The organism is Variovorax sp. GW821-FHT09B01, from assembly GCF_059418345.1.
In genome coordinates this window covers 265,674-290,555 of sequence record NZ_JBWKPQ010000009.1, presented here as the reverse complement: position 1 = coordinate 290,555, position 24,882 = coordinate 265,674, and the positions used below count along the sequence as shown (strand labels likewise).

Genomic DNA, 24,882 nt, shown 5'->3' with positions numbered 1-24,882 from the left:
ACGCCATGAGCCTGACCATCGAACAACTGAACGCCGCGGGCGCCGACGAAGCCGTCGCGCTGCTCGACGGCACCTACGAGCACTCGCCGTGGATCGCGCGCCAGGCGCTGGCCGCGCGCCCGTTCCGTTCGCTGCAGCACCTGAAGTACGCGCTCGCGCAGGCCGTGAACACGGCCACCAAGGAGGAGCGCCTGGCCCTGATCCGCGCCCACCCCGAGCTCGCGGGCAAGGCGATGGTCAGCAAGACGCTGACCGCCGAATCGACCAACGAGCAGGGCAAGGCCGGCCTCACCGACTGCACGCCCGAGGAGTTCGCGAAGATTCAGCGGCTCAACGCCGACTACAACGCGAAGTTCGGCTTCCCCTTCATCCTCGCGGTGCGCGGCCCGCGCGGCACGGGCCTGTCCAAGCGCGAGATCATCGACACCTTCGAGCGCCGCGCCTACAACCATCCCGACTTCGAGCTCGCCGAGGCGCTGCGCAACATCCACCGCATCGCCGAGATCCGCCTGAACGACAAGTTCGGCACCGAGCCGGCGCTCGGCAACCACGTGTGGGACTGGCAGGAGGCGCTCGCGGTGCACAGCGACCCGGGCTTCGCCGAGAAGGGCCAGCTCACCGTGACCTACCTGACCGATGCGCACCGTGCCTGCGCGGCGCAGATCGCGCGCGAGATGCGCGAGGCCGGCTTCGACTCGGTGGAGATCGACGCGGTCGGCAACGTGGTCGGCCGCTACGAGGGCGCGACGCCCGATGCGAAGACGCTGCTCACGGGCTCGCACTACGACACCGTGCGCAACGGCGGCAAGTACGACGGCCGGCTCGGCATCTTCGTGCCCATGGCCTGCGTGCGCGAGCTCAAGCGCCAGAACCGCCGCCTGCCCTTCGCCTTCGAGGTGGTGGGCTTCGCCGAGGAGGAAGGCCAGCGCTACAAGGCCACCTTCCTCGGTTCGGGCGCGCTGATCGGCCACTTCAACCCGGCCTGGCTCGACCAGAAGGACGCCGACGGCATCACCATGCGCGAGGCGCGCGCCCATGCGGGCCTGCGCGAGCAAGACATCGCCAAGGCGCAGCGCGATCCCTCGAAGTACCTGGGCTTCGTCGAGGTGCACATCGAGCAGGGCCCGGTGCTCAACGAGCTCGACATCCCGCTGGGCATCGTGACCTCGATCAACGGCAGCGTGCGCTACGTGGGCGAGGTGATCGGCATGGCCAGCCATGCGGGCACCACGCCGATGGACCGCCGCCGCGACGCGGCCGCGGCCGTGGCCGAGCTGATCCTCTACACCGAGCAGCGCGCCGCCAAGGATGGCGACTCGGTCGGCACCGTCGGCATGCTCGAGGTGCCGAGCGGCTCGATCAACGTGGTGCCCGGGCGCTGCAAGTTCAGCCTCGACCTGCGCGCGCCCAACGATGCGCAGCGCGATGCGCTCGCCGACGACGTGGTGAAGGCGCTGCAGGACATCTGCGAACGCCGCGGCGTGCGCCACACGCTCGAGGAGACCATGCGTGCCTCGGCCGCGCCGAGCGCGCCCGAATGGCAGCAGCGCTGGGAACGCGCGGTCGATTCGCTCGGCGTGCCGCTGTTCCGCATGCCCAGCGGCGCCGGCCACGACGCGATGAAGCTGCACGAGGTGATGCCGCAGGCCATGCTGTTCGTGCGCGGCATCAACTCCGGCATCAGCCACAACCCGCTCGAATCGAGCACCAACGACGACATGGAGCTGGCGGTTCAAGCCTTCCAGCATCTGCTCGACAACCTGAACGGCGCGCCGAGCGCCGCCTGAACCCCATGACCGACTACGCAAAGCTCGACGCCTGGATCGACGCCCACTTCGACGAGGAAGTGAAGTTCCTGCAGCAACTGGTGCAGGTGCCCACCGACACCCCGCCCGGCAACAACGCGCCGCATGCCGAGCGCACCGCCGAACTGCTCGAGGGCTTCGGCCTCGTGGCCGAGAAGCACGCCGTGCCCGCGCAGGACGTGAAGGACTACGGCCTCGAATCGATCACCAACCTGATCGTGCGCCGCAAGTACGGCAAGGACGGCGACGGCGGCCGCACCGTGGCGCTCAACGCGCACGGCGACGTGGTGCCGCCCGGCGAGGGCTGGACCCACGACCCCTACGGCGGCGAGATCGCCGACGGCTCGCTCTACGGCCGCGCGGCCGCCGTGAGCAAGAGCGACTTCGCGAGCTTCACCTTCGCGCTGCGCGCGCTCGAAGCGGTCGCGAAGCCGACCAGGGGCGGCGTCGAACTGCACTTCACCTACGACGAGGAATTCGGCGGCATCCTCGGCCCGGGCTGGCTGCTGAAGAACGGCCTCACCAAGCCCGACCTGATGATCGCCGCAGGCTTCAGCTACGAGGTGGTCACGGCCCACAACGGCTGCCTGCAGATGGAAGTGACGGTGCACGGCAAGATGGCGCATGCCGCCATCCCCTCCACCGGCATCGACGCGCTGCAGGGCGCGGTGAAGATCCTCGAGGCGCTCTATGCGCAGAACACGCTCTACCAGCAGGTCAGCTCGCAGGTCGAGGGCATCACGCACCCCTACCTCAACGTCGGCCGCATCGAGGGCGGCACCAACACCAACGTGGTGCCCGGCAAGGTCGTGTTCAAGCTCGACCGCCGCATGATCCCCGAGGAGAACCCGGTCGAGGTCGAAGCCTCGATCCGCCAGGTCATCGCCGACGCGGCGGCCTCGTTCCCGGGCATCACGGTCGATATCAAGCGCCTGCTGCTGGCCAATTCGATGAAGCCGCTGGCGGGCAACAAGCCGCTGGTCGAAGCGATCCAGAAGCATGGCGGCGAGCTGTTCGGCGAGCCGATCAAGGCCATGGGCACGCCGCTGTACACCGACGTTCGCCTCTATGGCGAGGCCGGCATTCCGGGCGTGATCTACGGCGCCGGCCCGCGCACCGTGCTCGAGTCGCATGCCAAGCGCAGCGACGAGCGCGTGGTGCTCGAGGACCTGCGGCGCGCGACCAAGGTGATCGCGCGCACGCTGAGCGACCTGCTGGCCTGAGTCTCAGGCGGCCACGCGATACCGCCCCGGCGCCACCCCGAAGCAGCGCCGGAACCAGCGCGAGAAATGCGCCTGGTCGGCAAAGCCGCATTCGGCCGCCACGTCCTTCGGCGCCACGCCCTCGCGCAGCAGCGCCTTGGCGCGGCCGATGCGCGCATGCCGCGCGTAGTGCGCGGGCGTCATGCCCACGGCCTCGCGGAAGGCACGCTGGAAGTGCTCGCGCGACACGCCCATGCGGCGCGCGAGCGCGGCCGGGTCGATGCGGCAGGCATCCTCCTCGGCGAGCAGCGCGCAGATCTCCGCCACGCGCGCATCGGGCGCCGGCGGCTGCAGCGGCATGCGCTCGGGACCGGTCTGGGCACGCAGGATGCGCTCGACCAGGTGGGCGATGCCCGCACCATCCCCTGCAGTGGCGGCGACAGCCAGGGCCTCGGCCAGTTCGGCATCGGGCAGCACCTTGCCCCGCAGGGCACCGCGCGAGTCCGCCGGCCAGCCCAGCCGCGCCGCGACCCAGCCGTGCGGCACATAGAGCATCACCATGCGGAAGCTGCGCCGGCTCACGCCCGCGGTGTGCAGCATGTAGGGCGCCATCAGCACCAGTTCGCCCGCATGGGCCACGAGCGCCTCGCCATCGCAGGTGAACTCGCAGTGGCCCTCGAGGATGGCGCCCACGCTCCATTCGGGATGCCAGTGCGGCGCGAAGCGGGCGCGCGGCTCGGCCGCGAACAGCGCCTCCACGCGCAGGCCCTCGCCCGAGGGCAGCGCGACCAGGCGGGAGGACGGCGGCGGCGCGGCGACGGCGGTCATCGCGCGAGGGTAGCGCAGCAGCGCCCTCGACACGATTGGGGCGGGCATCGCGCGCAGCCTAGGCGGCGAAGGCACCGCGCACCGTGAGCCCCATCCAGCCGACCGTGGCCTGCGTGGCGCGCACCTCGCCGAGCAGCGCGAGCTCCTCCACCGGATGGTCGTGGAAGCGCAGGGTGGCGCTGCCCGCGGTCCAGCCCGACTCCACGCGGTCGACGATGTCGGCGCGCAGGTGGCGCGGCACCGGCACCTCCTTCGGCCGCGTCAGGTCGGGCCAGCCGATCGCGCCGATGGTCGGCGCGCGCAGGAAACCCAACCGTTCGCCGGGCTCGCCGTTCAGGGTGACGCTGGCATCGACCAGCCGGCGCTCCTTCACGCTGAGGCTGGCGCCGAGCCGGCTGCCTTGGCCCAGCGAGGCGGCCGCCGGATGGGCGATCGGCAGGCTGCGCGTGACCCAGGTCTGGCCGATCTTCTTGGGCCAGCCCTGCAGCCAGCCGCGCAGCAGCGAGATGTCCTGGTCGACGTAGATGAAGGGGCAGCAGAAGCGCTGTTCGCCCGGAGGGCCTTCCATCTCGAGCACCACGATGGTCTCGCGGTACTGCGCATAGACGGGGTCGAGCAGCTCCGCGCCATCGGCGCCGCAGAACTGCCAGTCGGCGAAATGTACGCAGCCCTGGCCGGTGGCCCGGCCGAGCCCGGCGGGCAGCAGCGCGGCGGCGCGTTCGGCCTCGAAGGCGAAGGCCACGTTGACCAGCCAGCCGGCGTAGTGCCAGGGCGGCGCCTGCACGAGCGCGCTGCGGCCGGAGGCGGTGAAGGGGGGCGAGAACGGGGTGGGCATCGGGAGGCGGTTCACGAAAGTGGAAGACCGCCTCACGATAGGACGCCCGCGCGCGGGCGTCTTGTACGCCAGTGATCCCGCCGCGGTGCCCCGTGGCCTCAGTCCGCCGTCGCGAACGCGCGCGCGATCTCCTGCGTCACCTGAAGGAAGCGCGCCATTTCCGCCATCGAGTTGCAGTGCAGCGGCGACACGCGCACCGTGCCCTCGAGCCCGAAGGAATCGAGCATGCGCTTCGAGTAGATGCTCGCGGCCGTGCGCTCGTAGACCGTGACGCCGCGCAGCCCGTACTCGTGCACGGCGCGCGTGCAGTCCAGGCCGTCGAAGCCGATGCCCAGGATCAGGTCGCGCCGGCTCAGGTCCGGGTGGTCGAGGAACACGCGCACGCCCGGCATGGCGCGCAGGCCCGGCTGGCCGTCGACGCCCTCGAGCAGCGCCGCGAGCAGCGCGCGTTCGTGCAGCTCGATGTGCGCGATGCCGGCCGCGAACAGTTCGCGCCGCCCGGTGGCCTCGCTGAAGTGGCCGCCGAGCCAGCAGACGTAGTCGACGATCTCGCTGACCACCGCGAACTGCCAGGGCGCCACGCTGCCGAGGTCCCAGTGCCCGGCTTTCTTGCCCGCGAGCTTGTGGTGCGGCAGGGCCGCGGCGCGCTCCGACATCCAGGCGATGCCCGAGCCGCGGCAGCCGAAGAACTTGTAGGGCGCGAGGTTGATCCCGTCCACCGGCGTCTTCTGCAGATCGATCAGCCCGTGCGGCGCATGCTGCACCGCGTCCACCACGATGTAGAGATCGGGCTTGACCTCGCGCGCGCGCCGCACGATGGCCTCGATGTCGAGCTTCGCGCCCGAGATGTTCGAGGCGTAGATCACGTTGAGCAGGCAGGTGTTGGCATCGACCAGCCGCACGATCTCGTCGACGTCGATGCCGCCGGTCTCGGGGTTGCTGCGCGCCACGCGCAATTCGCGGCCGGTGCGCTCGGCGTAGAGCGCCATCGCGTCGTAGGCCGAGGGATGCTCGAGCACGGTGGTCACCATGTTCGTGCCGCCCACGTTCTCGGCCACCGCGCGCACCATGTCGAACATGGCGCCCGAGGCGGTGAGCGCCGCGAAGATGCTGCCGCCCTCGGCATTGAGGATGGTGCGCACGTCGTCCCAGCCGCGCGCCTGCACGGCCTGCAACTCGAGCGCGGTCTCGTGGATGCGCTCGGTGTTGTCGGGCACCGCGTCGATGGCCGCGAAGCGCTCGATGGCGGCCTTGAGCCGGAACGAGCCGCCCGCGTTATCGAAGTACAGGCGCTCGCGCCCGTGGTGGTCGCACTCCACGAGCAGGAAGCGCTCGCGCACCTCGCGCATCAGCGCGTCGGAGAAGGCCAGGCCGCGTGGATGCTGCGCGCCGCTCGGGGAAGAAAAGGAGGAAGAAGAGCTCACACTCACACGCCCTTGTTGTTCGGGTTCTTGTAGGTCTCGCGCACCGCGTCCGACATCGGGAAGTCGAGGCTCACGTTGCGCGGCGGGATCGGTTGCGTGAACCAGCGCGCGTAAAGCTTGTCGATCTCGCCCGACTTCATGAGGCCGGCCACGGTCTGGTCGACGATCGCCTTGAACTCGGGATCGTCCTTGCGCAGCATGATCCCGTAGGGCTCCTGGCGCAGCGATTCCTTCAACAGCTTGTAGTCGCCCGCGTTGGGCTGGTTGGCGATCAGGCCGGCGAGCTGCACGTCGTCGAGCACATAGGCCGCGGCGCGGTCGCTCGCGAGCAGCAGGAAGGCATCGGCCGTGTCCTTGCCCGCGATCTCCTGCACGTCGATGCCGTTCTTGCGCGCGCCGCGCAGCAGCTGGATCGAGGTGCTGCCGGCCACGGTGGCCACGGTCTTGCCCTGCAGGTCGGCGAAGCTGTTGATGCCCGAGTTCTTCTTGACCGCCGCCGTGATGTTGGTGACGAAATGGCTGGGCGCGAAGTCCACCTGCTGCTGGCGCTGCGTGGTGTTGGTGGTGGTCGCGCAGTCGAGGTCCACCGTGCCGTTCTGCAGCAGCGGGATGCGGTTGGTGGAGTTCAGCAGCGTGTAGCGCACATCGAGCTTGGGAAGGTTCAGCTTGGCCTTCACCGCCTCGACGATCTTCAGGCAGATCTCGTTGGTGAAGCCGATCGGCGCCGCGTCGGCGCTGGTCTTGTACGAGAACGGGATCTGGGTGTCGCGGCTGCCGATCTGGATGGTGCCGCTGTCCTTGATCTTGCGCAGCGTGCCGCTGTCCTGGGCGGCGGCGACGCCGCAGGCCACTACGAGGGCGATGCCGAGCGCGGCGGGGCGTGCGAAGGCGCGTGGGAAATGCATGGTGAAGTCCTTGGCCGTGAAGGTTGAATACGAAAGTGGTGGGCGCAACCGGTTCGGAGCGCATCTTCGGCGCGGCTTCAAGTTTCCAAAAGCGATTTTTATTCATCGAAAAAGATCGCTTAAAGTGTTCTGTCGCCCAAGGAACGCACCGCCATGATGACCTTCAAGCAGCTCGAGGCCCTCTACTGGATCGCCCGCCTGGGCGGCTTCGCGCAGGCCGCGAACCAGCTCCACACCTCGCAGTCGGCGGTGTCGAAGCGGGTGCACGAGCTCGAGGCGCTGTTCGACACCGAGCTGTTCGACCGCAGCCAGCGCAGCGCGCGGCTCACCGAGAAGGGCGAGGAGATGTACGTGCTCGCGCAGAAGCTGCTGGCGCAGCGCGACGCGGCGGTCGAGCAGTTCGGCAAGCCCGGCGTGGTGGAGCGCCGGCTGCGCATCGGCGTGACCGAGCTCACGGCCATGACCTGGCTGCCGCGGCTGGTGCGGCTGATCCAGCAGCACTACCCGAAGGTGATCCTCGAGCCCGACGTCGACGACAGCCTGCAGCTGCGCGACAAGCTGCTGGCCGACGAGCTCGACCTGGTGTTCCTGCCCGACAGCTTCGCCGACGCGCGCATGGCGAGCAAGGCGATCGGCGAGGTGAAGAGCGCCTGGATGTGCAAGCCCGGCGTGGTGCCCACCGACGCGCCGCTGCGGCTGCACGAGCTGGCGCGCCAGCGCATGCTGGTGCAGGGCGGCAACTCGGGCACGGGCCGCGCCTACGACGCCTGGATGAAGGAACAGGGCGTGCAGCCGGCCGACACCATCGTGGTCAGCAACCTGATCGCGCTGGTCGGCCTCACGGTGTCGGGCCTGGGCGTGAGCTACCTGCCGCGCGAATGCCTGCGGCCGATGGTGGCGGCCGGCATGCTGGCCGAGATCGAGGTGGCGCCGGCCCTGCCGGTGGTGCGCTACGTGGCGATGCACAAGGGCGAGCACCGCAGCGCGCTGACCTCGTCGATCGTGATGCTCGCGCAGTCCTGCTGCGACTTCACGCGCATGTTCCAGGCGCAGGCCGACGACACGACGACGCGATGACAGGCTGATGTCGGCGGCCGCGCGCCGAGCGTGACAGCGGCGTGACTTTCATTCGGCTTTCACGCACGCGTCACGACGGGCACCGAGACTCCAGCGCGTTCCTGGCGCACCCGCGCCTCGTTCGTCCCCGAGCGCCGCGGCCTTGCAGCGGCGGCCTCGTGTCCCTTCCGCGTTCCTGTTCCCGTCTTCATGAAATCCCTGTCTTCCCTTCCCGGCCTGCCGCTGTCGCGCCTCGCCTTCTCGCTCGTGCTCGGCACGGCCCTGCTCGCCGGCTGCGGCGGCGGCTCCGACAGCGCCGTGGTGTTCGGCGGCCTGCCCGCCGCGCCCGCCCCGGCACCCGCGCCCCCGGCCCCGCCGCCCGCGCCGGCCGCCGAAGCCGGCCGCTGGACCGTCGGCGACCTGCACGTCCACACCTGGCAGTCCGACGACACGCAGCAGATCTCCACGCTCGACCAGGTGCTGGCCAAGGCCTTCGACCGCTTCGGCCTCGACTGGGTCGCGATCTCGGACCACCTGCGCCTCTCGTCCTACGACAACGACGGCCGCACCCTGCCGGCGCAGATCCCGTTCTCCGAAGGCATGGCCAAGTACCAGGTGCCGCGCATCAAGGCGCTGCAGGCCAGCGGCAAGTACGCCGACAAGACCATCTTCGCCTCGGCCGAGTGGGACATGCCCGCGCACGACCACGGCAACGTCGGCATCCTGACCGACAGCCCGATGTCGGATGCCGCGCTCAAGGCCGTGAGCCAGTTCGAGTACCTGTTCACCAACCGCGACGCCGCGCTGTTCCCGGCCGCCGACGTGGCCGCCTGGGGACCGAAGGCCGGCACCGGCTACAACACCCACGCCGAGACGATGCAGGCCGTGGCCTGGCTCAAGAAGAACTACCCGACCACCAGCTACCTGCAGATCAACCATCCCTCGCGCAACCCCGGCAAGTACACGATCGCGCAGCTGCGCGAGATGAACGACCTCGCGCCCGACATCGTGTTCTCGCTCGAGGGCATGGTCGGCAACCAGATGGAGCCCGACCGCGGCGGCTACAACAGCGCCTACATCGACGCCAACCTGCCCTCGCGCACCTACGGCGGCGTCGACCACCTCGTGGCCAAGCTCGGCGGCACCTGGGACGCGTTGCTGTCGGAAGGCCGCCGGATCTGGAACGTGGCCGATTCCGACTACCACTTCACCACCTCGCGCGGCCTCTACAGCAGCGGCTACGCGCCCGGCGAGTACGCCAAGAACCACCTGTTCGGCGACATCAAGGATCCGAAGTCGCTGCTCGCGGCGATGCGCGCGGGCCGGCTGTTCGCGGTCAACGGCGACCTGATCGACGCGCTCGACTTCCAGGTCAGGAGCAGCAAGGGCGCCGGCCGCATGGGCACCGAGCTCGCGGCCGCCGCGGGCGAGGAGCTGCAGATCACCGTGCGCTTCAAAAGCCCCGAGCGCAACAACTTCGAGTACCAGCTCGGCAGCGGCCTCTACGCCAACGTGAAGCCCGTGGTCGACCACATCGACCTGATCGCGGGCGACGTGACCGGCCGCGAGCAGCCCGGCACGCCCGGCTACGACCGCGCGACCAGCCCGTCGACGCGTGTCGTCAAGCGCTTCACGCGCGCCGACTGGAAGCTCGATGCCGAGGGCTACTACGCCGCCAGCTTCACCGTGAAGGCCGGCGCCAACCAGTACTTCCGGCTGCGCGGCACCAACCTGGGCACCGACGTGCCCGGCGAGACCGCCAACGGCGAGCCGCTGCCCGACGCGCGCACCGAGGGCAACGACAACGTGGCGCGCTTCAACGCGATCAACGCACGCAACTACGCCGACCTCTGGTTCTATTCGAACCCGGTGTTCGTGAAGGTGGCGGCGAAGTAGGCCCGGCCCGTCTTCCCCCTCCCTTTCCGCGCGAGAGCGCCGTGGCCCCTGGGCCCGGCGCTCTTTTTCTTGCAGCAGCGGCCGGCGCGCCCGCACCCGCGTCTCAGGGAATCTACGGATATATGAATATCTGGATGATCTTGATTGTGCTCAGTTTTTGTATACAAATAACGAACTCAAAAACGGGCGCACAAATTGCGTCGCAAGCAGGTCCTCCAACGCAACCCAATCGAAGAGACGAGGTACAGACCATGAGCACAGCCGTCAGCCAGACGCCCGCCGGGGCCAGCGCAGCCAGCGCCCCGGCGCATGCCGAATCGAATGCCCTCATCAAGCCCGGCTACGACCCGCGCCTGACCAACGAGGACCTCGCGCCGCTCAAGAAGCAGACCTGGGGGCAGTACAACATCTTCGCGTTCTGGATGTCCGACGTGCACAGCGTGGGCGGCTACATCACGGCCGGCAGCCTGTTCGCGCTGGGCCTGTCGAGCTGGCAGGTGCTGGTGTCGCTGCTGGTGGGCATCGTGATCGTGCAGATCTTCTGCAACCTGGTCGCCAAGCCCAGCCAGGTGACCGGCACGCCCTACCCCGTGATGTGCCGCGCCTCCTTCGGCGTGCTCGGCGCCAACATCCCGGCCATCATCCGCGGCCTGATCGCGGTGGCCTGGTACGGCGTGCAGACCTATCTCGCCTCGGCCGCCTTCATGGTGCTGGCGCTGCACATGTTCCCCAACCTCGCGCCCTACGCCGACCTGGCGCAGCACGGCTTCGTGGGCCTGTCGACGCTGGGCTGGGTCGCCTTCATGGTGATGTGGGTGCTGCAGGCCTTCGTGTTCTGGCACGGCATGGACGCGATCCGCAAGTTCATCGACTGGGCCGGTCCGGCGGTCTACGTGGTGATGGCCATCCTGTGCGGCTGGCTGGTGTGGAAGGCCGGCTGGAAGAACATCGACCTGAACCTCGGCGGCATCAAGTTCCAGGGCTGGGACGCGCTGCCGGTGATGCTGTCGGCCATCGCGCTGGTGGTCAGCTACTTCAGCGGCCCGATGCTCAACTTCGGCGACTTCTCGCGCTACGGCAAGAGCTTCGACGCGGTGAAGAAGGGCAACTTCTGGGGCCTGCCGATCAACTTCGTGTTCTTCTCGCTGCTGACCGTGATCACCACCGCCGCCACGCTGCCGGTGTTCGGCGAACTGATCACCGACCCGGTGCACACCGTGGGCAAGATCGACAGCACCACCGCCGTGGTGCTGGGCGCGCTGACCTTCATGATCGCCACCATCGGCATCAACATCGTCGCCAACTTCGTCTCGCCGGCCTTCGACTTCTCGAACGTCGCGCCGCAGCACATCAGCTGGCGCACCGGCGGCATGATCGCCGCCGTGGGCTCGGTGTTCCTCACGCCGTGGAACCTCTACAACAGTCCCGAGGTCATCCACTACACGCTCGACGTGCTGGGTTCGTTCATCGGCCCGCTGTTCGGCATCCTGATCGCCGACTACTACCTGGTGCGCAAGCAGCAGATCGACGTGGATGCGCTCTACAGCATGAGCACGCAGGGCAAGTACTGGTACAGCGGCGGCTACAACCCGAAGGCGATCCAGGCGCTGATCCCCTCGGCGCTGGTGCCGATCCTGTGCGTGATGGTGCCGACCCTGCGCGGCGCGGCCAACTACGCCTGGTTCATCGGCATGGCGCTGGGCTTCGTGATCTACGCGCTGCTGAACCGCAACACCAAGACCTGAACACACCGCAAGAGAAAGGGAGCGCACCGTGCGCATCAAGATCATCAACCCCAACACCACCTGGAGCATGACCGAGAAGATCGGTGCCTGCGCCCGCGCGGTGGCGCACGCCGGCACCGAGATCGTGGCCGTGAGCCCGGCCATGGGCCCGGTGTCCATCGAGAGCCACTACGACGAGGCGCTGGCCGTGCCCGGCCTGCTGCAGGAGATCGCGGCCGGCGAGCGCGACGGCATCGACGGCTACGTGATCGCCTGCTTCGGCGACCCGGGCCTCAAGGCCGCGCGCGAGCTCGCGCGCGGGCCGGTGGTGGGCATCGCCGAGGCCGCGATGCACCTGGCCAGCATGGTCGGCAGCCGCTTCAGCGTGGTCACCACCTTGGGGCGCACCATCGGCCAGGCCTGGCACCTGGCGGAGATCTACGGCATGGAGCGCTTCTGCGCCAACGTGCGCGCCTGCGAGCTGCCGGTGCTCGAGCTCGAGGAACCGGGCTCGCGCGCGCGCGAACGCATCGTCGAGGAATGCCGGCGCGCGCTCGAGGAGGACGGCTCCGACTGCATCGTGCTCGGCTGCGCCGGCATGACCGACCTGTGCGATCACATCGGCGAGCTGCTCGGCGTGCCGGTGATCGACGGCGTGGCCGCGGGCACGCAGCTGATCGAATCGCTGGTGCGGCTCAAGCTGCGCACCAGCAAGCGCGGCGAGCTCGCGCGGCCGCTGCCCAAGACCATGGTCGGCGCGCTCGAAGGCTTCACCCTCGCGAGGCCATAGCGGGATGTGCGCCCGGCACCGGCTTTCGCCAAGCGACAATCCACCGATGCCCCGCGCACGTTCCACCCCCGCTCCTTCCCCCGCCGCGCCGGTTGCGTCCGGCGACGGCCCGGCCGCCGCCAGCGAGAAGGCGGACAAGGCCAGCTCCATCGAGAGCATCGCCCAGGACATCGCCACCGCCATCGTCGAGAAGCGCCTGCCGCCCGGCACCTGGCTGCGCGAGGAGGCGCTGGGCCGCGTCTATTCGGTGAGCCGCACCAAGGTGCGCGCGGCGCTCTTGATGCTGTCGAAGGACAAGCTGATCGAGATCATTCCCGACAAGGGCGCCTTCGTCTGCCAGCCCACGGTGGAGGAAGCGCGCGAGGTGTTCGCGGTGCGCCGCATCCTCGAGCGCGAGGTGGTGCGGCTGTTCATCGCCAACGCGCGGCCGCGCGACTACCAGGCGCTCGACCAGCACATCCGCTTCGAGCGCAACGCGCTGCGCCAGACCACCACCATGGGCACGGTGCGCGAGAAGCTGCTGGGCGACTTCCACGTCGCGCTGGCCGAGGCCACCGGCAACCACACGCTGGCCGAGCTGGTGCGCGAGCTGGTCGCGCGCAGCTCGCTGATTGCGATGCTCTACCACTCGTCGAACGACCCGCACTGCTCGTCCGACGAGCATGCCGACTTCCTGCGCATCTGCCGCACCGGCGACGTCGAAGCCGCCGTGAACTGCATGATCGAACACCTCGACCGCATCGAGGCCAGCCTCGAGCTCGGCACCGGCAAGCCCGATCGCCAGCTCGACTTGGTGAAGGCGCTGCTGGCCTGAGGAGCGCGCGCATGGCGGCCCACGACACCGGTCTCGCGCTCAGGCGCCTGCGGCTGCTGCGCGGCTTCAAGCAGAGCCATTTCGCGCAGCTCATGGGCGTGCACCAGGCCACGGTGTCGCGCTGGGAGCGCGGCGAGCTGCCGCTGTCGAAGGCGCAGCAGGCGGCCGCGCACCGGCTGCTGGCCGCGGCGCGCGATCCGCGCCATGACGCCGCCCTCAAGCGGCTGGTGGAGTCGTCCTCGCGCAAGGTGCACCTGATCTGCGACCGCACGCACCGGCTGCTCGCGGCCTCGCCCGCGCGCCAGTCCGAATGGCGCGCCGACCCGGCCGAGTTCATCGGCCGCTCGCTGATCGGCTATGCCTCGCAGGAGATCCTCGCGGCCGAGGCCACGCTCGCGGCCCGCGGCTGGCACGAGGGCGAACTGGCCACGCTCGAGATCGCGACCGCCGGCACGCTCGACCCCGTGATCCCGATCCTGCCGGGCCGCGTGCTGTGGGAGCGCATCGCGCTGGCCGACGGCAGCGCGGGCCGGCTGGTCACCACCATCGCCTGAGGGCGGACCGCTCCACGCATAACTTATGCGTGGACGGCGCGAGCGGCCTCGCGCTAGCCTCGCGGTTTCGAGAATCCCCATCGCAGGAAGGAACCCATTCCAATGACCATCCTGGTCACCGGCAGCGCCGGCCATCTCGGCGAAGCACTGATGCGCCATCTGCGCGCGCACCCCGACACCCTGGGCGAAGCCCGCGGCATCGACCTGCTCGCCTCGCCCTTCACCGACCGCACCGGCTCCATCGCCGACCGCGCCTTCGTGCGCGAGTGCATGCGCGGCGTGCGCACGGTGCTGCACACCGCCACCCTGCACAAGCCGCACGTGGCCACGCAAGCGAAGCAGGACTTCGTCGAGACCAACATCGCGGGCACGCTCGCGCTGCTCGAGGAGGCGGTGGCGGCCGGCGTGCAGGCCTTCGTGTTCACGAGCACCACCAGCAGCTTCGGCTCGGCGCTCACGCCGGCCGCGGGCGAGCCCGCCGCCTGGATCACGGAAGAGGTGACGCCAATCCCGAAGAACATCTACGGTGTGACCAAGACCGCGGCCGAGGACCTGTGCCAGCTGTTCCATCGCGAGCACGGCCTGCACGCGATCGTGCTGCGCACCTCGCGCTTCTTCCCCGAGGACGACGACGATCCGCGCGCGCGCGAGCGCCATTCGCTCGAGAACGCGCAGGCCAACGAGCTGCTGCACCGCCGCGCCGACATCGCGGACATCGTCGATGCGCACCTGTGCGCGGCACGGCGCGCACCGGCGCTGGGCTTCGGCCGCTACATCGTCTCGGCCACCACGCCCTTCGCGCACGAAGAACTCGCGCTGCTGCGCAGCGATGCGCCGGCCGTGCTGCGCCGGCACTTCCCGGACTGCGAGGCGCTCTACGAACGGCGCGGCTGGACCCTGCCCGCGCAGCTCGACCGCGTGTACGTGAACGAGCGCGCGCGGCGCGACCTGGGCTGGGTGCCGAAGCACGACTTCGCGCAGGTGCTGCAAAGCCTGCGCGAGGGCCGCGATTTCCGCAGCGACCTGGCGCATGCCGTGGGCAGCAAGGGCTACCACGCGCAGCGCTTCGAGGACGGGCCCTACCCCGTGGCCTGAACGAGCCGCGGGCACGTCATCCGGCCCACCCGGGCCCTCCGGGTTTTCCTCAGTCCGGATTGCCGCATAAATTGTATACAGTTTCGCGTACACCAGATGCGGTGGACGCGCCCGACGACTGCGCGCCGCACATCTCCCTGTCTTTCTCTCATTGCCGCAGCAGGAGATTCACGATGACGGCCGACTCCCTTTCCCCAGTCCATCCGGTGGACCAGCGCCTGCCCACCGGCAAGCTCACCGCCCTGGGCCTGCAGCACGTGCTGGTCATGTACGCGGGCGCGGTCGCGGTCCCGCTGATCGTGGGCCGCGCGCTCAAGCTCTCGCCCGACGAGGTCGCGCTGCTGATCTCGGCCGACCTGTTCTGCTGCGGCATCGCCACGCTGATCCAGGCGCTCGGCGCCACGCAGTGGTTCGGCATCAAGCTGCCCGTGATGATGGGCGTGACCTTCGCCTCGGTGGCGCCCATGGTGGCCATCGCCAATGCCAACCCGGGCCAGAACGGCGCGCAGCTGCTGTTCGGGGCCATCATCGGCGCGGGCATCGTCTCGATACTGATCGCGCCCTTCGTGAGCCGCATGCTGCGCTTCTTCCCGCCGGTGGTCACCGGCACCATCATCGCGGTGATCGGCATCAGCCTGATGCGCGTGGGCATCAACTGGATCTTCGGCAATCCCGTGGGCCCGACGGCGCCCGCGCTGGTCGACCCGGTCTACGCCAAGTGGCTGGCCGAAGTCACCTCGCCCGGCAGTTCCATCCCCGCGGTGCCCAAGGGCTTCGCGATCATGCCCACCGTGCCCAACCCCAAGTACGCCGACCTCTCGGGCCTGGGCGTGGCCGCGCTGGTGCTGGTGTCGATCCTGCTGATCGTGAAGTACGCCAAGGGCTTCGTCGCCAACATCTCGGTGCTGCTGGGCATCGTCATCGGCGCGGTCGTGGCCTCGCTCACCGGCCTCATGACCTACGAGAAGGTCGGCAAGGCCGCGTGGTTCGACATCGTGCTGCCCTTCCACTTCGGCATGCCGCAGTTCGACCCGATCCTGATCCTCACGATGACGCTGATCATGGTGGTGGTGATGATCGAATCGACCGGCATGTTCCTCGCGCTCGGCGAGATGACCGAGCGCAAGATCTCGCAGCAGGACCTCGCCAAGGGCCTGCGCACCGACGGCCTGGGCACGCTGATCGGCGGCATCTTCAACACCTTCCCCTACACCAGCTTCTCGCAGAACGTGGGCCTGGTCGCCGTCACCGGCATCAAGAGCCGCTATGTCTGCGTGGCCGGCGGCGTGATCCTGATCGTGCTGGGCCTGCTGCCGAAGATGGCGGCACTGGTGGAGTCGCTGCCCACCGTGGTGCTCGGCGGCGCGGGCTTGGTGATGTTCGGCATGGTGGCGGCCACCGGCATCCGCATCCTCTCGGGCGTGGACTTCAAGCACAACCGCCACAACGCGATGATCGTCGCGGTCTCGATCGGCGTCGGCATGATTCCGCTGATCGCGCCCAACTTCAAGCAATGGATGCCGCATGCGATCCACTCGCTGATCGAGTCGGGCATCCTGCTGGCGTCGATCGCGGCGGTGCTGCTGAACCTGTTCCTCAACGGCGCGAAGCACGACGAGCAGGCGGTGATCGCGGCGGCCAAGCATGCGGATGCGCACTGAGCCGCTGCACGCCACAACGAACGAAGGGGCCGACGGCCCCTTTTTTCATGCAGCGCCCGAAGCCTGCTAGACCGCGTGCGCCGGCACGCCGCGCTGCGAGGCATGCCAGCCGAGCAGCCGCTCCTCGGCCAGTTCGATCCCCTTGAACAGCACCACGCCGAGCACGCACAGCAGCGCGAGCGCGACGAACACGGTGGAGGTGTCGAAGCTGCCCTGCGCCACCAGGATCACGTGGCCCAGCCCCGATTCGCCGGCCACGAACTCACCGACGATGGTGCCCACCAGCGCGAAGGACACGCCGACCTTCATGCCCGCGAACAGGCTGGGCAGCGCATTGGGAAAGCGGATCTTCCAGAGGATGCGCCCGCGCGTGGCCTTGTTGACCCGCGCCATGTCGAGCATGTCGGGATCGGTGGAACGCAGCCCCAGCACGCAGTCGATCAGGATCGGGAAGATCGCGATCAGCATCGCGATCGCCACCTTGGGCAGCGCGCCGGTGCCCATCCAGATCACGAACAGCGGCGCGAGCGCGACCTTGGGCACGGCATTGAGCGCCACCAGCAGCGAGTAGAGCGTGCGGTCGAGGAAGCGCGAGTAGACGATGCCGATGGCCGCGGCCACGCCGAGCACCACGGCCAGCACGAAGCCGTACAGCGTGGTGAGCAGCGTGTCGAGCGTCTCGCGCAGCAGGTAGCCGGGCTGCGCGAGGAACTGCCCGATGATCTTCGAGGGCGCGGGCAGCAGGAAGTCGCGGATGCCGAGCAGGCGCACGCACGCCTCCCAGGCCACGAGCAGCACGGCGAGCGTGAGCAGGGCCTGGCGGCTGCGCTCGGTGTGGTTCCAGAGTGTCTTCATGGTCAGTAGGCGCCCAGTTCGCGGAAGGTTTCCTTGATGCGCGACACGTAGGCCGCGAACTCGCGCGTCTCGCGCACGTCGAGGCCGCGCGGCCGCTCGAGCTCGATCGGCAGGATGTCGGCGATGCGACCCGGGCCGCGCGCCATCATCACCACGCGCCCGCCGAGATAGACGGCCTCGGTGATCGAATGGGTGATGAAGATCACCGTCTTGCCGGTCGCCATCCAGGTGCGCTGCAGCTCCGCGTTGAGCGCATCGCGCGTGAAGGGGTCGAGCGCGCCGAAGGGCTCGTCCATCAGCAGCAACTGCGGATCGAGCAGCAGTGCGCGGCAGATCGACACGCGCTGGCGCATGCCGCCCGAGAGCTCGCGCGGATAGCGGTCCATGAAGTCGGCCAGGCCGAACAGGGCCAGCAGTTCGCGCGCGCGCGGCGCATGCCGCGCACGCTCGAGGCCATGGAATTCGGCGGCCGCCAGCACGTTGTCGAGGATGCTGCGCCATTCCAGCAGCAGGTCGCGCTGGAACACCACGCCCATGTTGTCGGGCGGCTCGGTGATCGGCACGCCGTCGAGTGCGAGCCGGCCGCTGGTGATCGGCTCGAGCCCGGCGATGCAGCGCATCAGCGTGCTCTTGCCGCAGCCGCTCGGGCCCACGATAGAGACGAACTCGCCGCGCGCGACGCCGAGGTGCACGTCCTGCAGCGCGGTGATCGGCTTGCGGCCGGACTGGTAGACCTTGTGGAGGCCGTCGATCGACAGGAAATCGGCCACGTGGTGGGCTCCGCGCGCGGGCGCTTCAGACGGAAAGGAGCGCATTGGTGTAGTAGTCGGAGGGTTTGCGGCCCGGCTTGATCTGGCCGGTCTGTTCCATCGAGCGGATCGCCGCGGCCCAGTCGGCGTCGGACTGCTGGCCGATCGGCAGGTTCTTGTCGCCCGGGCTCTGGAAGAAGGGGCGGTAGGCCACGAGCTGTCCCTTGAGCACCTCGGGGTCGAGCCGCGCATTGGGCCGCTGCGCCACGATGGCGGCCACCGCCTCGTCGATGTGGTTGTCGTGGATGTACTGCCAGGCGCGCAGCTGCACGCGCGTGAACTTCGCGATCGCGGCCTGCTTCGACTCGATCGCCTTCGGCGTCGTGGCCAGCCCGTAGCTCGGAAAGCTGATGCCGCTGTCGGCCAGCAGCAGTGCGCTGGCCTTGCGGGTCTTCAGCACCATCGGCTGGCCGAACGGGGCCTGCGACATGAAGCCGTCGCTGTTGCCCGAGGCATAGGTCGAGATCATCGCGCTGGGCGTGACCATCACCAGCTCGATGCTGCTCTTGCTCATGCCGTTGGCCTTGAGGAAAGGCTCGATGAACGGCGCCCACGGGCTGGTCGTGAAGCACACGATCTTCTTGCCCGCGAGCTCCTTCGGCGACTTCACGCCCTGCGCCGCGTCGGTCATGACGGCGAGGTCGCCGGTGCGCGCGAAGCCGGCGATCGAGACCAGCTCGAGCCCGTTCTCCTTCGCCACCGCCATGGTGCCGAGCGCCACCTGGCCGACGTCGACCTGCCCCGCCGCGAGCAGCTGCAGCGTCGAGATGGTGCCGGTGCCGTCCTGCACCTCGACCTCCAGGCCCTCGTCCTTGAACCAGCCCTTCTGCTGGGCCAGGTGCACCGCGCCGTGCATGCCCCAGGGCGAGAAGTCCATGCGCACGCGCAGCTTGGTGGCCCCCTGCGCTTGCGCCGTTCGCAGGCCGAGGGACAGCGCCGGGAGCGCGGCCATCGCCGCGAGGCCTTGGGTCAACGTACGTCTTTTCATCGCTTACCTCTGCTTCTTCGTCATGGGGTGGTGGGGGAATCGCGGGAGCGGCGCGGTGCTTCAGTCCGCCGTGCCGGCGCGCAGTGCCTGGGTCCGAGCGGCGTCGAGGCGGCCGCTGGCCGGATCGACCACCGCGCGGTAGTGCTGGCGCACGAAGTCGGCCGAGAGCTTGTGGTCCCAGACGTCGCGCTCGATCTCCTGCGCGGGGCGCAGCAGCGGATCGCCGAAGCCACCGCCACCGGGTTGCGTGTGCGTCACCACGCTGCCTCTTGCAATGCGCATGCCAACCTTGCTCGCGAGCTCGGTGGTCTCGCCCGCGTGCTGCAGCCGGTTCGAGGCCGACTTCGCGGGCAGGCCACCCTGCAGGCCGTAGGGCTGGAACTTCATGCGGTCGGCGCGCAGCTGCAGCAGCACGTCGTCGGCCAGCACGCGGTAGCTGCGCCGGATGCCGAGGCCGCCTCGGTAGCGGCCGGCGCCGCACGAATCGGGCTCGAGCTCGTAGGCCTCGACGCGCACCGGATGCTGCGCCTCCAGCGTTTCCACCGGCGTGTTCGAGAGGTTCTGCGAGGCGTTGGTGATCGCCTCGATGCCGTCGGAACCGGGGCGGCCGCCCCAGGCGCCGCAGATCATGTCGACGATGATGTAGCTGCTGCCGTCGTCCTTCTTGCCCGAGAGGCAGACCACGGTGTTGCCGCCCTCGCCCGCGGCGGGAATGCGGTCGGGCACCACCTGGGCCAGCGCGCCGAGCATCGCGTCGAACACGCGGTAGCCGGTGAGCGCGCGCGCCGCGACCGCGGCCGGCTCGATCGGGTTGAGCACGGTGCCCTCGGGCACGTGCACCTCGATGCAGCGGAACACGCCGGCGTTGTTCGGCACGTCGCCCTTCAATGCGCAGCGCACGCTGAGGTAGGTGCAGGACTTGGTGTACGAAAGCGTCGAGTTGATCGCCGCGCGCACCTGCGGCGAGGAGCCGGTGTAGTCCACGCTGACGCGGTCCTCGTGCACCGTGAGCGCGACGCGGATCGGGATCGGCTCGGGCGAGAGGCCGTCGTCGTCGATGAAGTCCTCGAAGTGGAAGGTTCCCTTGGGCCAGCGGCGGATCTCCTCGCGCGTGAGCCGCTCGGCATAGTCGAGCAGTTCGGCGAAGTAGCGCCGCGCGTCGTCGCGGCCGTAGCGGTCGAACAGCGCCGTGAGCTCGCGCACGCCCACCTGCGAGGCCGCGTACTGCGCGCGCAGGTCGCCGAGCACGCGGTCGGGCACGCGCACGTTCTGCGCGATCACGCGTTCCATGATGTCGTTGACCGTGCCGCGTTCGTAGAGCTTGACCACCGGGATGCGCAGGCCTTCCTGGTAGACCTCGGTCGAGTCGCTGGCGTTCGAGCCGGGCACGCGGCCGCCCACGTCGGTGTGGTGGCAGATGACGACGCAGAAGCCCTCGAGTTCCTCGCGGTAGAAGAAGGGCACGAACATGAAGATGTCCGGCAGGTGCATGCCGCCCTGGTAGGGGTCGTTGACGATCACCGCGTCGCCCGGCGCGAGCGCGTCGCCGTAGCGCTTGCGCACCTCGGCCATGGCCTCGGGGATGGCGCCCAGGTGCAGCGCGATGGTCTTGGCCTGCGCGATCATCTGGCCGTGGCGGTCGCAGATCGCGGCCGAGTAGTCCATCACGTCCTTGACGATCTCCGAGCGCGCAGTGCGCAGCACGGTGTAGGCCACTTCGTCGACGATGGAATCCATCGCGTTCTTGACCACCGCGAAGGTGATCGGGTCGATGGCGCGGTTCATGCCGGGATCTCCTGGAGGTCGATGACGATGTTGCCGATGGCATCGGCACGTGCGCTGCAGTGCGGCGGCACGACGATGGTGGTGTCGTAGGACTCGACGATCAGCGGCCCCTGCACCGACTCGGCACCGAGGCTGGCGCGCGGGACCACGGGCGTCGAAGCGGGCGCCTCGCCGGGCGCGAAGCTCACGAGGCGTTCGCCCTGCGTGCCCTGCAGCGCGGTCGCGTCGACGCGGCACTGGGCGAAGTCGAGGCGGAAGTCGCTGCGGCCATGGGCGCTGACGCGCAGGTTGACCAGCTCGAGCGGCTCGTCGCTGCTGTAGCCGAAGGTCTGCTGGTAGAGCGCATGGAAGTCGCGCGCCAGTTGCTCGAGCACGGCCGTGTCGAGCGTGCCCGCGGGCAGCGCCACCGTGAGTTCCGAACTCTGGCCGAGGTAGCGCAGGTCGGCGAAGCGCTCCACGCGCACCGCGTCGGCCGCGTAGCCTTCGGAGGCCAGCACCGTGAAGCCCTGGTCGGCGAGCACCGCGGTGGCGCGTGCCAGCGCGGCCGGCTCGCAATCGGCCAGCGGGCGCAGCACCGCCTTCACGAAGTTGTGCTCGGCGTCGGCCGAGAGCATGCCGGCCGAACAGAAGACGCCGGCCATGATCGGCGCGATCACGCGGCGGATGCCGAGCAGCCGCGCCACCGCCACCGCATGCAGCGGGCCGCCGCCACCGAAGGCGATCATCGACATGTCGCGCGGATCGCGGCCGCGCTCCACCGTCACCGCGCGGATCGCGCGCGCCATGTTCACGTTGGCGACCTGGCGGATGCCGTGCGCCGCGGCGAGGCGGTCGAGCTTCAGCGGCCCGGCCACGTGGGCATCGATCGCCCGCGCCGAGAGCTCGGGCGACACCGGCAGGCTGCCGCCCGCGAGCGCTTGGGGATTGAGGTAGCCGAGCACCATGTTGGCGTCGGTCACGGTCGGGCGCTCGTTGCCGTTGCCGTAGCATGCCGGCCCGGGCGAAGCACCGGCCGATTCGGGCCCGACGCACAGCAGGCCGCCGCCGTCGATCCAGGCGATCGAGCCGCCGCCCGCGCCCACCTCGGCGATGTCGATCGCGGGCACCTTGAGCACGTAGCCACCGCCCTTGACGAAGCGGCTCGGTGCGCTGATGCCGTCGCGGAACTCGTACTCGTTGGTCAGCGAGGGCTGGCCGCCGACGATGACCGAGGCCTTGGCGGTGGTGCCGCCCATGTCGAAGACGATCAGGTCGTCGTCGCCGCCCATCGCGCCGATGCGCGCGGCGCCGGCCACGCCGCCCGCCGGACCCGAGGCCACGGCGAACACCGGCTTCTCGGTCGCGGAGGCGATGCCCATCATGCCGCCGTTGGAAGCCATCACCTGCAGCGAGGCATCGACGCCCATGTCGCGCAGGTCCTTCTTCAGGCGCGCGAGGTAGGTCTTCATCGCGGGCAGGATGTAGGCGTTGACCACCGTCGTGCTGGTGCGCTCGTACTCCTTGATCTCGGGCAGCACCTCGCACGACACGCTCAGCAGCAGCTCGGGAAAGCGCGCCTGCAGCGCGGCCTTGGCCTGGAGCTCGTGCGCCGGGTTGATGTAGCTGTTGAGGAAGCACAGCGCGACCGCGTTCACGCCGTCGGCCACCAGCTCGCCGGCCTGTTCGAGCAGGTGCTCGACGTCGAGCGGCACGACCACCTCGCCGCGCGAGCCCATGCGCTCGCGCACGCCGCGGCGCCAGCGGCGCGTGGCCAGCGGCTGCGGCTTCTGCCAGCCGAGGTCGAACATGGTGGGCGTGCGGATGCGGCCGATCTCCAGCACGTCGCGGAAGCCCTCGGTGGTGAGCACGCCGGTGTTGGCGCCGACCTTCTGCAGGATGGTGTTCGACGCGGTGGTGGTGCCGTGCACGATCTCGGCGATGTCGCCGGGCGCGATGCCCGCCTGGTCGATCAATGCGCGCAAGCCGTTGACGATGGCCTTGCCGAGGTCCTCCGGCGTGGTGGACGTCTTGTTGACGAAGAGCCGGCCGTCGGGCATCGCGAGCACGATATCGGTGAAGGTTCCTCCGATATCGCATCCGACGCGCACGCCTTTGCTTCGCTGTGGTGCAGAACCCATTGTGATGCTCCGTTCTAGCGGGGTTGGACGATAATGGGACCGGCCTTAACTAACTAACTGGCTAGTACCATTGAGGGCGAAATATAGGAGCCGTGACCGCACGATGTCAACCTTTGTTTTGCATCTTTTTCGCGCCCGCGCCGGAAGTAGACTCGCGGCCTCGGTGGTGCCTCGCCGACATCAGGACCCATGACACACGACACAAAGACGCCCAAGCCGCGGCAGCGCAATGCCGTGGCAACGCGAGACCGGATCTTGAAGATCGCGAGCAAGGAGTTCGCCGCGCACGGCTACGACGGCGCGCGCATCGACGCGATCGTGGCCCGCTGCAAGATCAGCAAGAACCTCGTCTATCACTACTTCGACAGCAAGGAGGCGCTGTTCATCGAGGTGATGGAGCGCGCCTACGGCGCGATGCGCGAGCGCCAGAACGAGCTCGCTCTCACGGGCGAGGACCCGGTGCGCGACATGCGCGAGCTGGTCGAGAAGACGGTGCAGCACTTCATCGACCAGCCCGAGTTCCACCAGCTGCTGTCGACCGAGAACCTGCACAAGGCGGTGCACATCCGCAAGTCGAAGGTGATCTCGGAGATGTTCAACCCGCTGCGCACCGCGCTGTCGACCATCCTCGAGTCGGGCAAGCAGAAGGGCGTGTTCCGCCGCGATGCCGACTGGGTCGACCTCTACGTCTCGATCTCGGGCCTGGGCTCGTACTTCATCACCAACCGCTACACGCTCTCCTATGTGCTCGACGTCGACCTCGGCGCCTCGGACCGCCAGCAGTCGCGGCTCAGGCACGCCTCGGACATGGTGATCAGCTACCTCTGCGACCGCAGCGGCGACGCGGCCTAGCCGCCGCCGATCAGATCATCGCGAGCGCCGTCTTGCGCTTCGGCGGCGGATGCAGCCGGTCGAGCTTCGCGAGCACGCCGGCGTCGAGCGTCAACGAGGCCGCCGCGAAGTTCTCCTTCAGATGCGCGCTGCCCACCGCCTTCGGAATCGCCGCCACGCCCGGCCGTGCGATGACCGCGGCCAGCGCGAGCTGGGCCGCGCTCACGCCCAGGTCCGCCGCGAGTTCGCCGAGCCCCTCGTCGTCGGCCAGCGCGCCCTGGTCGATCGGGCTGTAGGCCATCAGCGGCATGCCGCGCTCGCGCTGCCAGGGCAGCAGGCTGAACTCGGGACCGCGCTCGCCGAGCGACAAATAGACCTGGTTCGCCGCGCACGAGGGGCCGCCCTGCCCCAGCGGCGCCAGTTCCTCCATGTCGTCGGTGTCGAAGTTGCTCACGCCCCAGCGCGCGATGCGCCCGCGCGCCACCAGCGCCTGCAGGGCATCGACGGTTTCGGCCAGCGGATGGCTGCCGCGCCAGTGCAGCAGGTAGAGGTCGATGGCATCGAGGCCCAGGCGCTTCAGGCTGCGCTCGCAGGCCTCGGGCGTGCCGCGCCGGCTCGCGTTGTGCGGATAGACCTTGCTGACGATGAAGAGCTCGTCGCGCCGCACCTCGTTGGCGCGCAGCGCCTCGGCCACGGCCTGGCCCACCACGGTCTCGGCGCCGCCCTCGCCGTACATCTCGGCGGTGTCGATCAGGCGGTAGCCGAGCGCGATGGCCTCGCGCACCGCGGCCACCTCGGCCTGGCGGCGGCCCGCGGCCTCGCCCATGCGCCAGGTGCCCAGCCCGAGCACGGGCATCTCGTTGCCGTTGCCGGCGCCTTGGGGAAAGGAGAGTGTTCGCATCGGGCCA

21 protein-coding genes are annotated in these 24,882 nt (G+C 69.3%); 11 read left to right on the top strand and 10 right to left on the bottom strand.

Annotation, left to right across the window (positions count from 1 at the left end; all coding sequences use genetic code 11):
* Positions 1-5: 5 nt before the first annotated feature.
* Both uraD and AC07RV_RS24960 read left to right on the top strand, forming a co-directional pair.
* Positions 6-1,787, top strand: coding sequence for a 2-oxo-4-hydroxy-4-carboxy-5-ureidoimidazoline decarboxylase (gene uraD, locus AC07RV_RS24965; protein WP_296784348.1), 1,782 nt, complete (start codon positions 6-8; stop codon positions 1,785-1,787).
* A gap of 5 nt (positions 1,788-1,792) precedes the next feature.
* A complete protein-coding gene (locus tag AC07RV_RS24960; RefSeq protein ID WP_296784350.1) occupies positions 1,793-3,028 on the top strand; it encodes a M20 family metallopeptidase in 1,236 nt (411 codons plus the stop codon).
* A 3-nt stretch (positions 3,029-3,031) separates the two neighbouring features.
* Here the strand turns inward: AC07RV_RS24960 and AC07RV_RS24955 are convergent, their stop codons facing one another.
* The 4 genes from AC07RV_RS24955 to AC07RV_RS24940 form a co-directional block, all read right to left on the bottom strand.
* Complete coding sequence (locus AC07RV_RS24955; protein ID WP_296784353.1) at positions 3,032-3,835, bottom strand: helix-turn-helix transcriptional regulator; 804 nt, start codon at positions 3,833-3,835, stop codon at positions 3,032-3,034.
* Positions 3,836-3,893: 58 nt separating this feature from the next.
* The gene (locus AC07RV_RS24950) at positions 3,894-4,670 is read right to left on the bottom strand and encodes an acetoacetate decarboxylase family protein (RefSeq protein WP_296784356.1); all 777 of its coding nucleotides are present in this window, start codon (positions 4,668-4,670) and stop codon (positions 3,894-3,896) included.
* A 98-nt stretch (positions 4,671-4,768) separates the two neighbouring features.
* Positions 4,769-6,019, bottom strand: coding sequence for an aminotransferase class V-fold PLP-dependent enzyme (locus AC07RV_RS24945; protein ID WP_296784588.1), 1,251 nt, complete (start codon positions 6,017-6,019; stop codon positions 4,769-4,771).
* A gap of 77 nt (positions 6,020-6,096) precedes the next feature.
* Complete coding sequence (locus tag AC07RV_RS24940) at positions 6,097-6,999, bottom strand: amino acid ABC transporter substrate-binding protein (RefSeq protein ID WP_296784359.1); 903 nt, start codon at positions 6,997-6,999, stop codon at positions 6,097-6,099.
* 156 nt (positions 7,000-7,155) lie between these two features.
* On the opposite strand from AC07RV_RS24940, the gene AC07RV_RS24935 reads away from it, so the two are divergent.
* From AC07RV_RS24935 to AC07RV_RS24900, 8 genes are all read left to right on the top strand, one after another.
* Positions 7,156-8,076 (top strand): LysR family transcriptional regulator, encoded by a 921-nt coding sequence (locus tag AC07RV_RS24935; protein WP_296784591.1) that lies wholly within the window; start codon positions 7,156-7,158, stop codon positions 8,074-8,076.
* Positions 8,077-8,265: 189 nt separating this feature from the next.
* Positions 8,266-9,951, top strand: coding sequence for a CehA/McbA family metallohydrolase domain-containing protein (locus AC07RV_RS24930; RefSeq protein ID WP_296784362.1), 1,686 nt, complete (start codon positions 8,266-8,268; stop codon positions 9,949-9,951).
* 251 nt (positions 9,952-10,202) lie between these two features.
* Positions 10,203-11,696 (top strand): NCS1 family nucleobase:cation symporter-1, encoded by a 1,494-nt coding sequence (locus tag AC07RV_RS24925; RefSeq protein ID WP_093340514.1) that lies wholly within the window; start codon positions 10,203-10,205, stop codon positions 11,694-11,696.
* A 28-nt stretch (positions 11,697-11,724) separates the two neighbouring features.
* Positions 11,725-12,465, top strand: coding sequence for an aspartate/glutamate racemase family protein (locus AC07RV_RS24920; RefSeq protein ID WP_296784367.1), 741 nt, complete (start codon positions 11,725-11,727; stop codon positions 12,463-12,465).
* Between the two features lie 46 nt (positions 12,466-12,511).
* Entirely contained in the window at positions 12,512-13,279 is a 768-nt protein-coding gene (locus tag AC07RV_RS24915) for a GntR family transcriptional regulator (RefSeq protein WP_057591523.1), read from the top strand.
* A gap of 11 nt (positions 13,280-13,290) precedes the next feature.
* A complete protein-coding gene (locus tag AC07RV_RS24910; protein WP_296784370.1) occupies positions 13,291-13,833 on the top strand; it encodes a helix-turn-helix domain-containing protein in 543 nt (180 codons plus the stop codon).
* 102 nt (positions 13,834-13,935) lie between these two features.
* On the top strand, positions 13,936-14,928 hold the full coding sequence (locus AC07RV_RS24905; protein WP_296784373.1) for an NAD-dependent epimerase/dehydratase family protein: 993 nt from the start codon (positions 13,936-13,938) through the stop codon (positions 14,926-14,928).
* 173 nt (positions 14,929-15,101) lie between these two features.
* Positions 15,102-16,589: a nucleobase:cation symporter-2 family protein gene (locus AC07RV_RS24900; RefSeq protein ID WP_296784376.1), complete on the top strand. Its 1,488-nt coding sequence runs from the start codon at positions 15,102-15,104 to the stop codon at positions 16,587-16,589.
* A 66-nt stretch (positions 16,590-16,655) separates the two neighbouring features.
* Here AC07RV_RS24900 and AC07RV_RS24895 read toward each other — a convergent pair whose 3' ends face one another.
* From AC07RV_RS24895 to AC07RV_RS24875, 5 genes are read right to left on the bottom strand one after another with little or no spacing between them, the layout of a single operon-like run.
* Positions 16,656-17,444, bottom strand: coding sequence for an ABC transporter permease (locus AC07RV_RS24895; RefSeq protein WP_057591526.1), 789 nt, complete (start codon positions 17,442-17,444; stop codon positions 16,656-16,658).
* Positions 17,445-17,446: 2 nt separating this feature from the next.
* Positions 17,447-18,259: an ABC transporter ATP-binding protein gene (locus AC07RV_RS24890; RefSeq protein WP_444813865.1), complete on the bottom strand. Its 813-nt coding sequence runs from the start codon at positions 18,257-18,259 to the stop codon at positions 17,447-17,449.
* Positions 18,240-19,241, bottom strand: coding sequence for an ABC transporter substrate-binding protein (locus AC07RV_RS24885; protein ID WP_261210783.1), 1,002 nt, complete (start codon positions 19,239-19,241; stop codon positions 18,240-18,242). Before AC07RV_RS24885 ends, AC07RV_RS24890 begins: the two co-directional genes overlap by 20 nt.
* Before the next feature lie 60 nt (positions 19,242-19,301).
* A complete protein-coding gene (locus AC07RV_RS24880) occupies positions 19,302-21,026 on the bottom strand; it encodes a hydantoinase B/oxoprolinase family protein (RefSeq protein ID WP_296784383.1) in 1,725 nt (574 codons plus the stop codon).
* The gene (locus AC07RV_RS24875) at positions 21,023-23,143 is read right to left on the bottom strand and encodes a hydantoinase/oxoprolinase family protein (RefSeq protein WP_296784387.1); all 2,121 of its coding nucleotides are present in this window, start codon (positions 23,141-23,143) and stop codon (positions 21,023-21,025) included. Before AC07RV_RS24875 ends, AC07RV_RS24880 begins: the two co-directional genes overlap by 4 nt.
* A gap of 189 nt (positions 23,144-23,332) precedes the next feature.
* On the opposite strand from AC07RV_RS24875, the gene AC07RV_RS24870 reads away from it, so the two are divergent.
* Complete coding sequence (locus AC07RV_RS24870; RefSeq protein ID WP_093340533.1) at positions 23,333-23,995, top strand: TetR/AcrR family transcriptional regulator; 663 nt, start codon at positions 23,333-23,335, stop codon at positions 23,993-23,995.
* A gap of 10 nt (positions 23,996-24,005) precedes the next feature.
* On the opposite strand, the gene AC07RV_RS24865 is transcribed toward AC07RV_RS24870, so the two are convergent.
* The gene (locus tag AC07RV_RS24865; RefSeq protein ID WP_296784392.1) at positions 24,006-24,875 is read right to left on the bottom strand and encodes an aldo/keto reductase; all 870 of its coding nucleotides are present in this window, start codon (positions 24,873-24,875) and stop codon (positions 24,006-24,008) included.
* Between the last annotated feature and the right edge of the window lie 7 nt (positions 24,876-24,882).

Coding starts and splice junctions, on each gene's coding strand:
- uraD (WP_296784348.1), top strand. CDS start 6: ATGAGCCTGACCATCGAACAACTGAACGCCGCGGGCGCCGACGAAGCC.
- AC07RV_RS24960 (WP_296784350.1), top strand. CDS start 1,793: ATGACCGACTACGCAAAGCTCGACGCCTGGATCGACGCCCACTTCGAC.
- AC07RV_RS24955 (WP_296784353.1), bottom strand. CDS start 3,835: ATGACCGCCGTCGCCGCGCCGCCGCCGTCCTCCCGCCTGGTCGCGCTG.
- AC07RV_RS24950 (WP_296784356.1), bottom strand. CDS start 4,670: ATGCCCACCCCGTTCTCGCCCCCCTTCACCGCCTCCGGCCGCAGCGCG.
- AC07RV_RS24945 (WP_296784588.1), bottom strand. CDS start 6,019: ATGCGCGAGGTGCGCGAGCGCTTCCTGCTCGTGGAGTGCGACCACCAC.
- AC07RV_RS24940 (WP_296784359.1), bottom strand. CDS start 6,999: ATGCATTTCCCACGCGCCTTCGCACGCCCCGCCGCGCTCGGCATCGCC.
- AC07RV_RS24935 (WP_296784591.1), top strand. CDS start 7,156: ATGACCTTCAAGCAGCTCGAGGCCCTCTACTGGATCGCCCGCCTGGGC.
- AC07RV_RS24930 (WP_296784362.1), top strand. CDS start 8,266: ATGAAATCCCTGTCTTCCCTTCCCGGCCTGCCGCTGTCGCGCCTCGCC.
- AC07RV_RS24925 (WP_093340514.1), top strand. CDS start 10,203: ATGAGCACAGCCGTCAGCCAGACGCCCGCCGGGGCCAGCGCAGCCAGC.
- AC07RV_RS24915 (WP_057591523.1), top strand. CDS start 12,512: ATGCCCCGCGCACGTTCCACCCCCGCTCCTTCCCCCGCCGCGCCGGTT.
- AC07RV_RS24910 (WP_296784370.1), top strand. CDS start 13,291: ATGGCGGCCCACGACACCGGTCTCGCGCTCAGGCGCCTGCGGCTGCTG.
- AC07RV_RS24905 (WP_296784373.1), top strand. CDS start 13,936: ATGACCATCCTGGTCACCGGCAGCGCCGGCCATCTCGGCGAAGCACTG.
- AC07RV_RS24900 (WP_296784376.1), top strand. CDS start 15,102: ATGACGGCCGACTCCCTTTCCCCAGTCCATCCGGTGGACCAGCGCCTG.
- AC07RV_RS24895 (WP_057591526.1), bottom strand. CDS start 17,444: ATGAAGACACTCTGGAACCACACCGAGCGCAGCCGCCAGGCCCTGCTC.
- AC07RV_RS24890 (WP_444813865.1), bottom strand. CDS start 18,259: ATGCGCTCCTTTCCGTCTGAAGCGCCCGCGCGCGGAGCCCACCACGTG.
- AC07RV_RS24885 (WP_261210783.1), bottom strand. CDS start 19,241: ATGAAAAGACGTACGTTGACCCAAGGCCTCGCGGCGATGGCCGCGCTC.
- AC07RV_RS24880 (WP_296784383.1), bottom strand. CDS start 21,026: ATGAACCGCGCCATCGACCCGATCACCTTCGCGGTGGTCAAGAACGCG.
- AC07RV_RS24875 (WP_296784387.1), bottom strand. CDS start 23,143: ATGGGTTCTGCACCACAGCGAAGCAAAGGCGTGCGCGTCGGATGCGAT.
- AC07RV_RS24870 (WP_093340533.1), top strand. CDS start 23,333: ATGACACACGACACAAAGACGCCCAAGCCGCGGCAGCGCAATGCCGTG.
- AC07RV_RS24865 (WP_296784392.1), bottom strand. CDS start 24,875: ATGCGAACACTCTCCTTTCCCCAAGGCGCCGGCAACGGCAACGAGATG.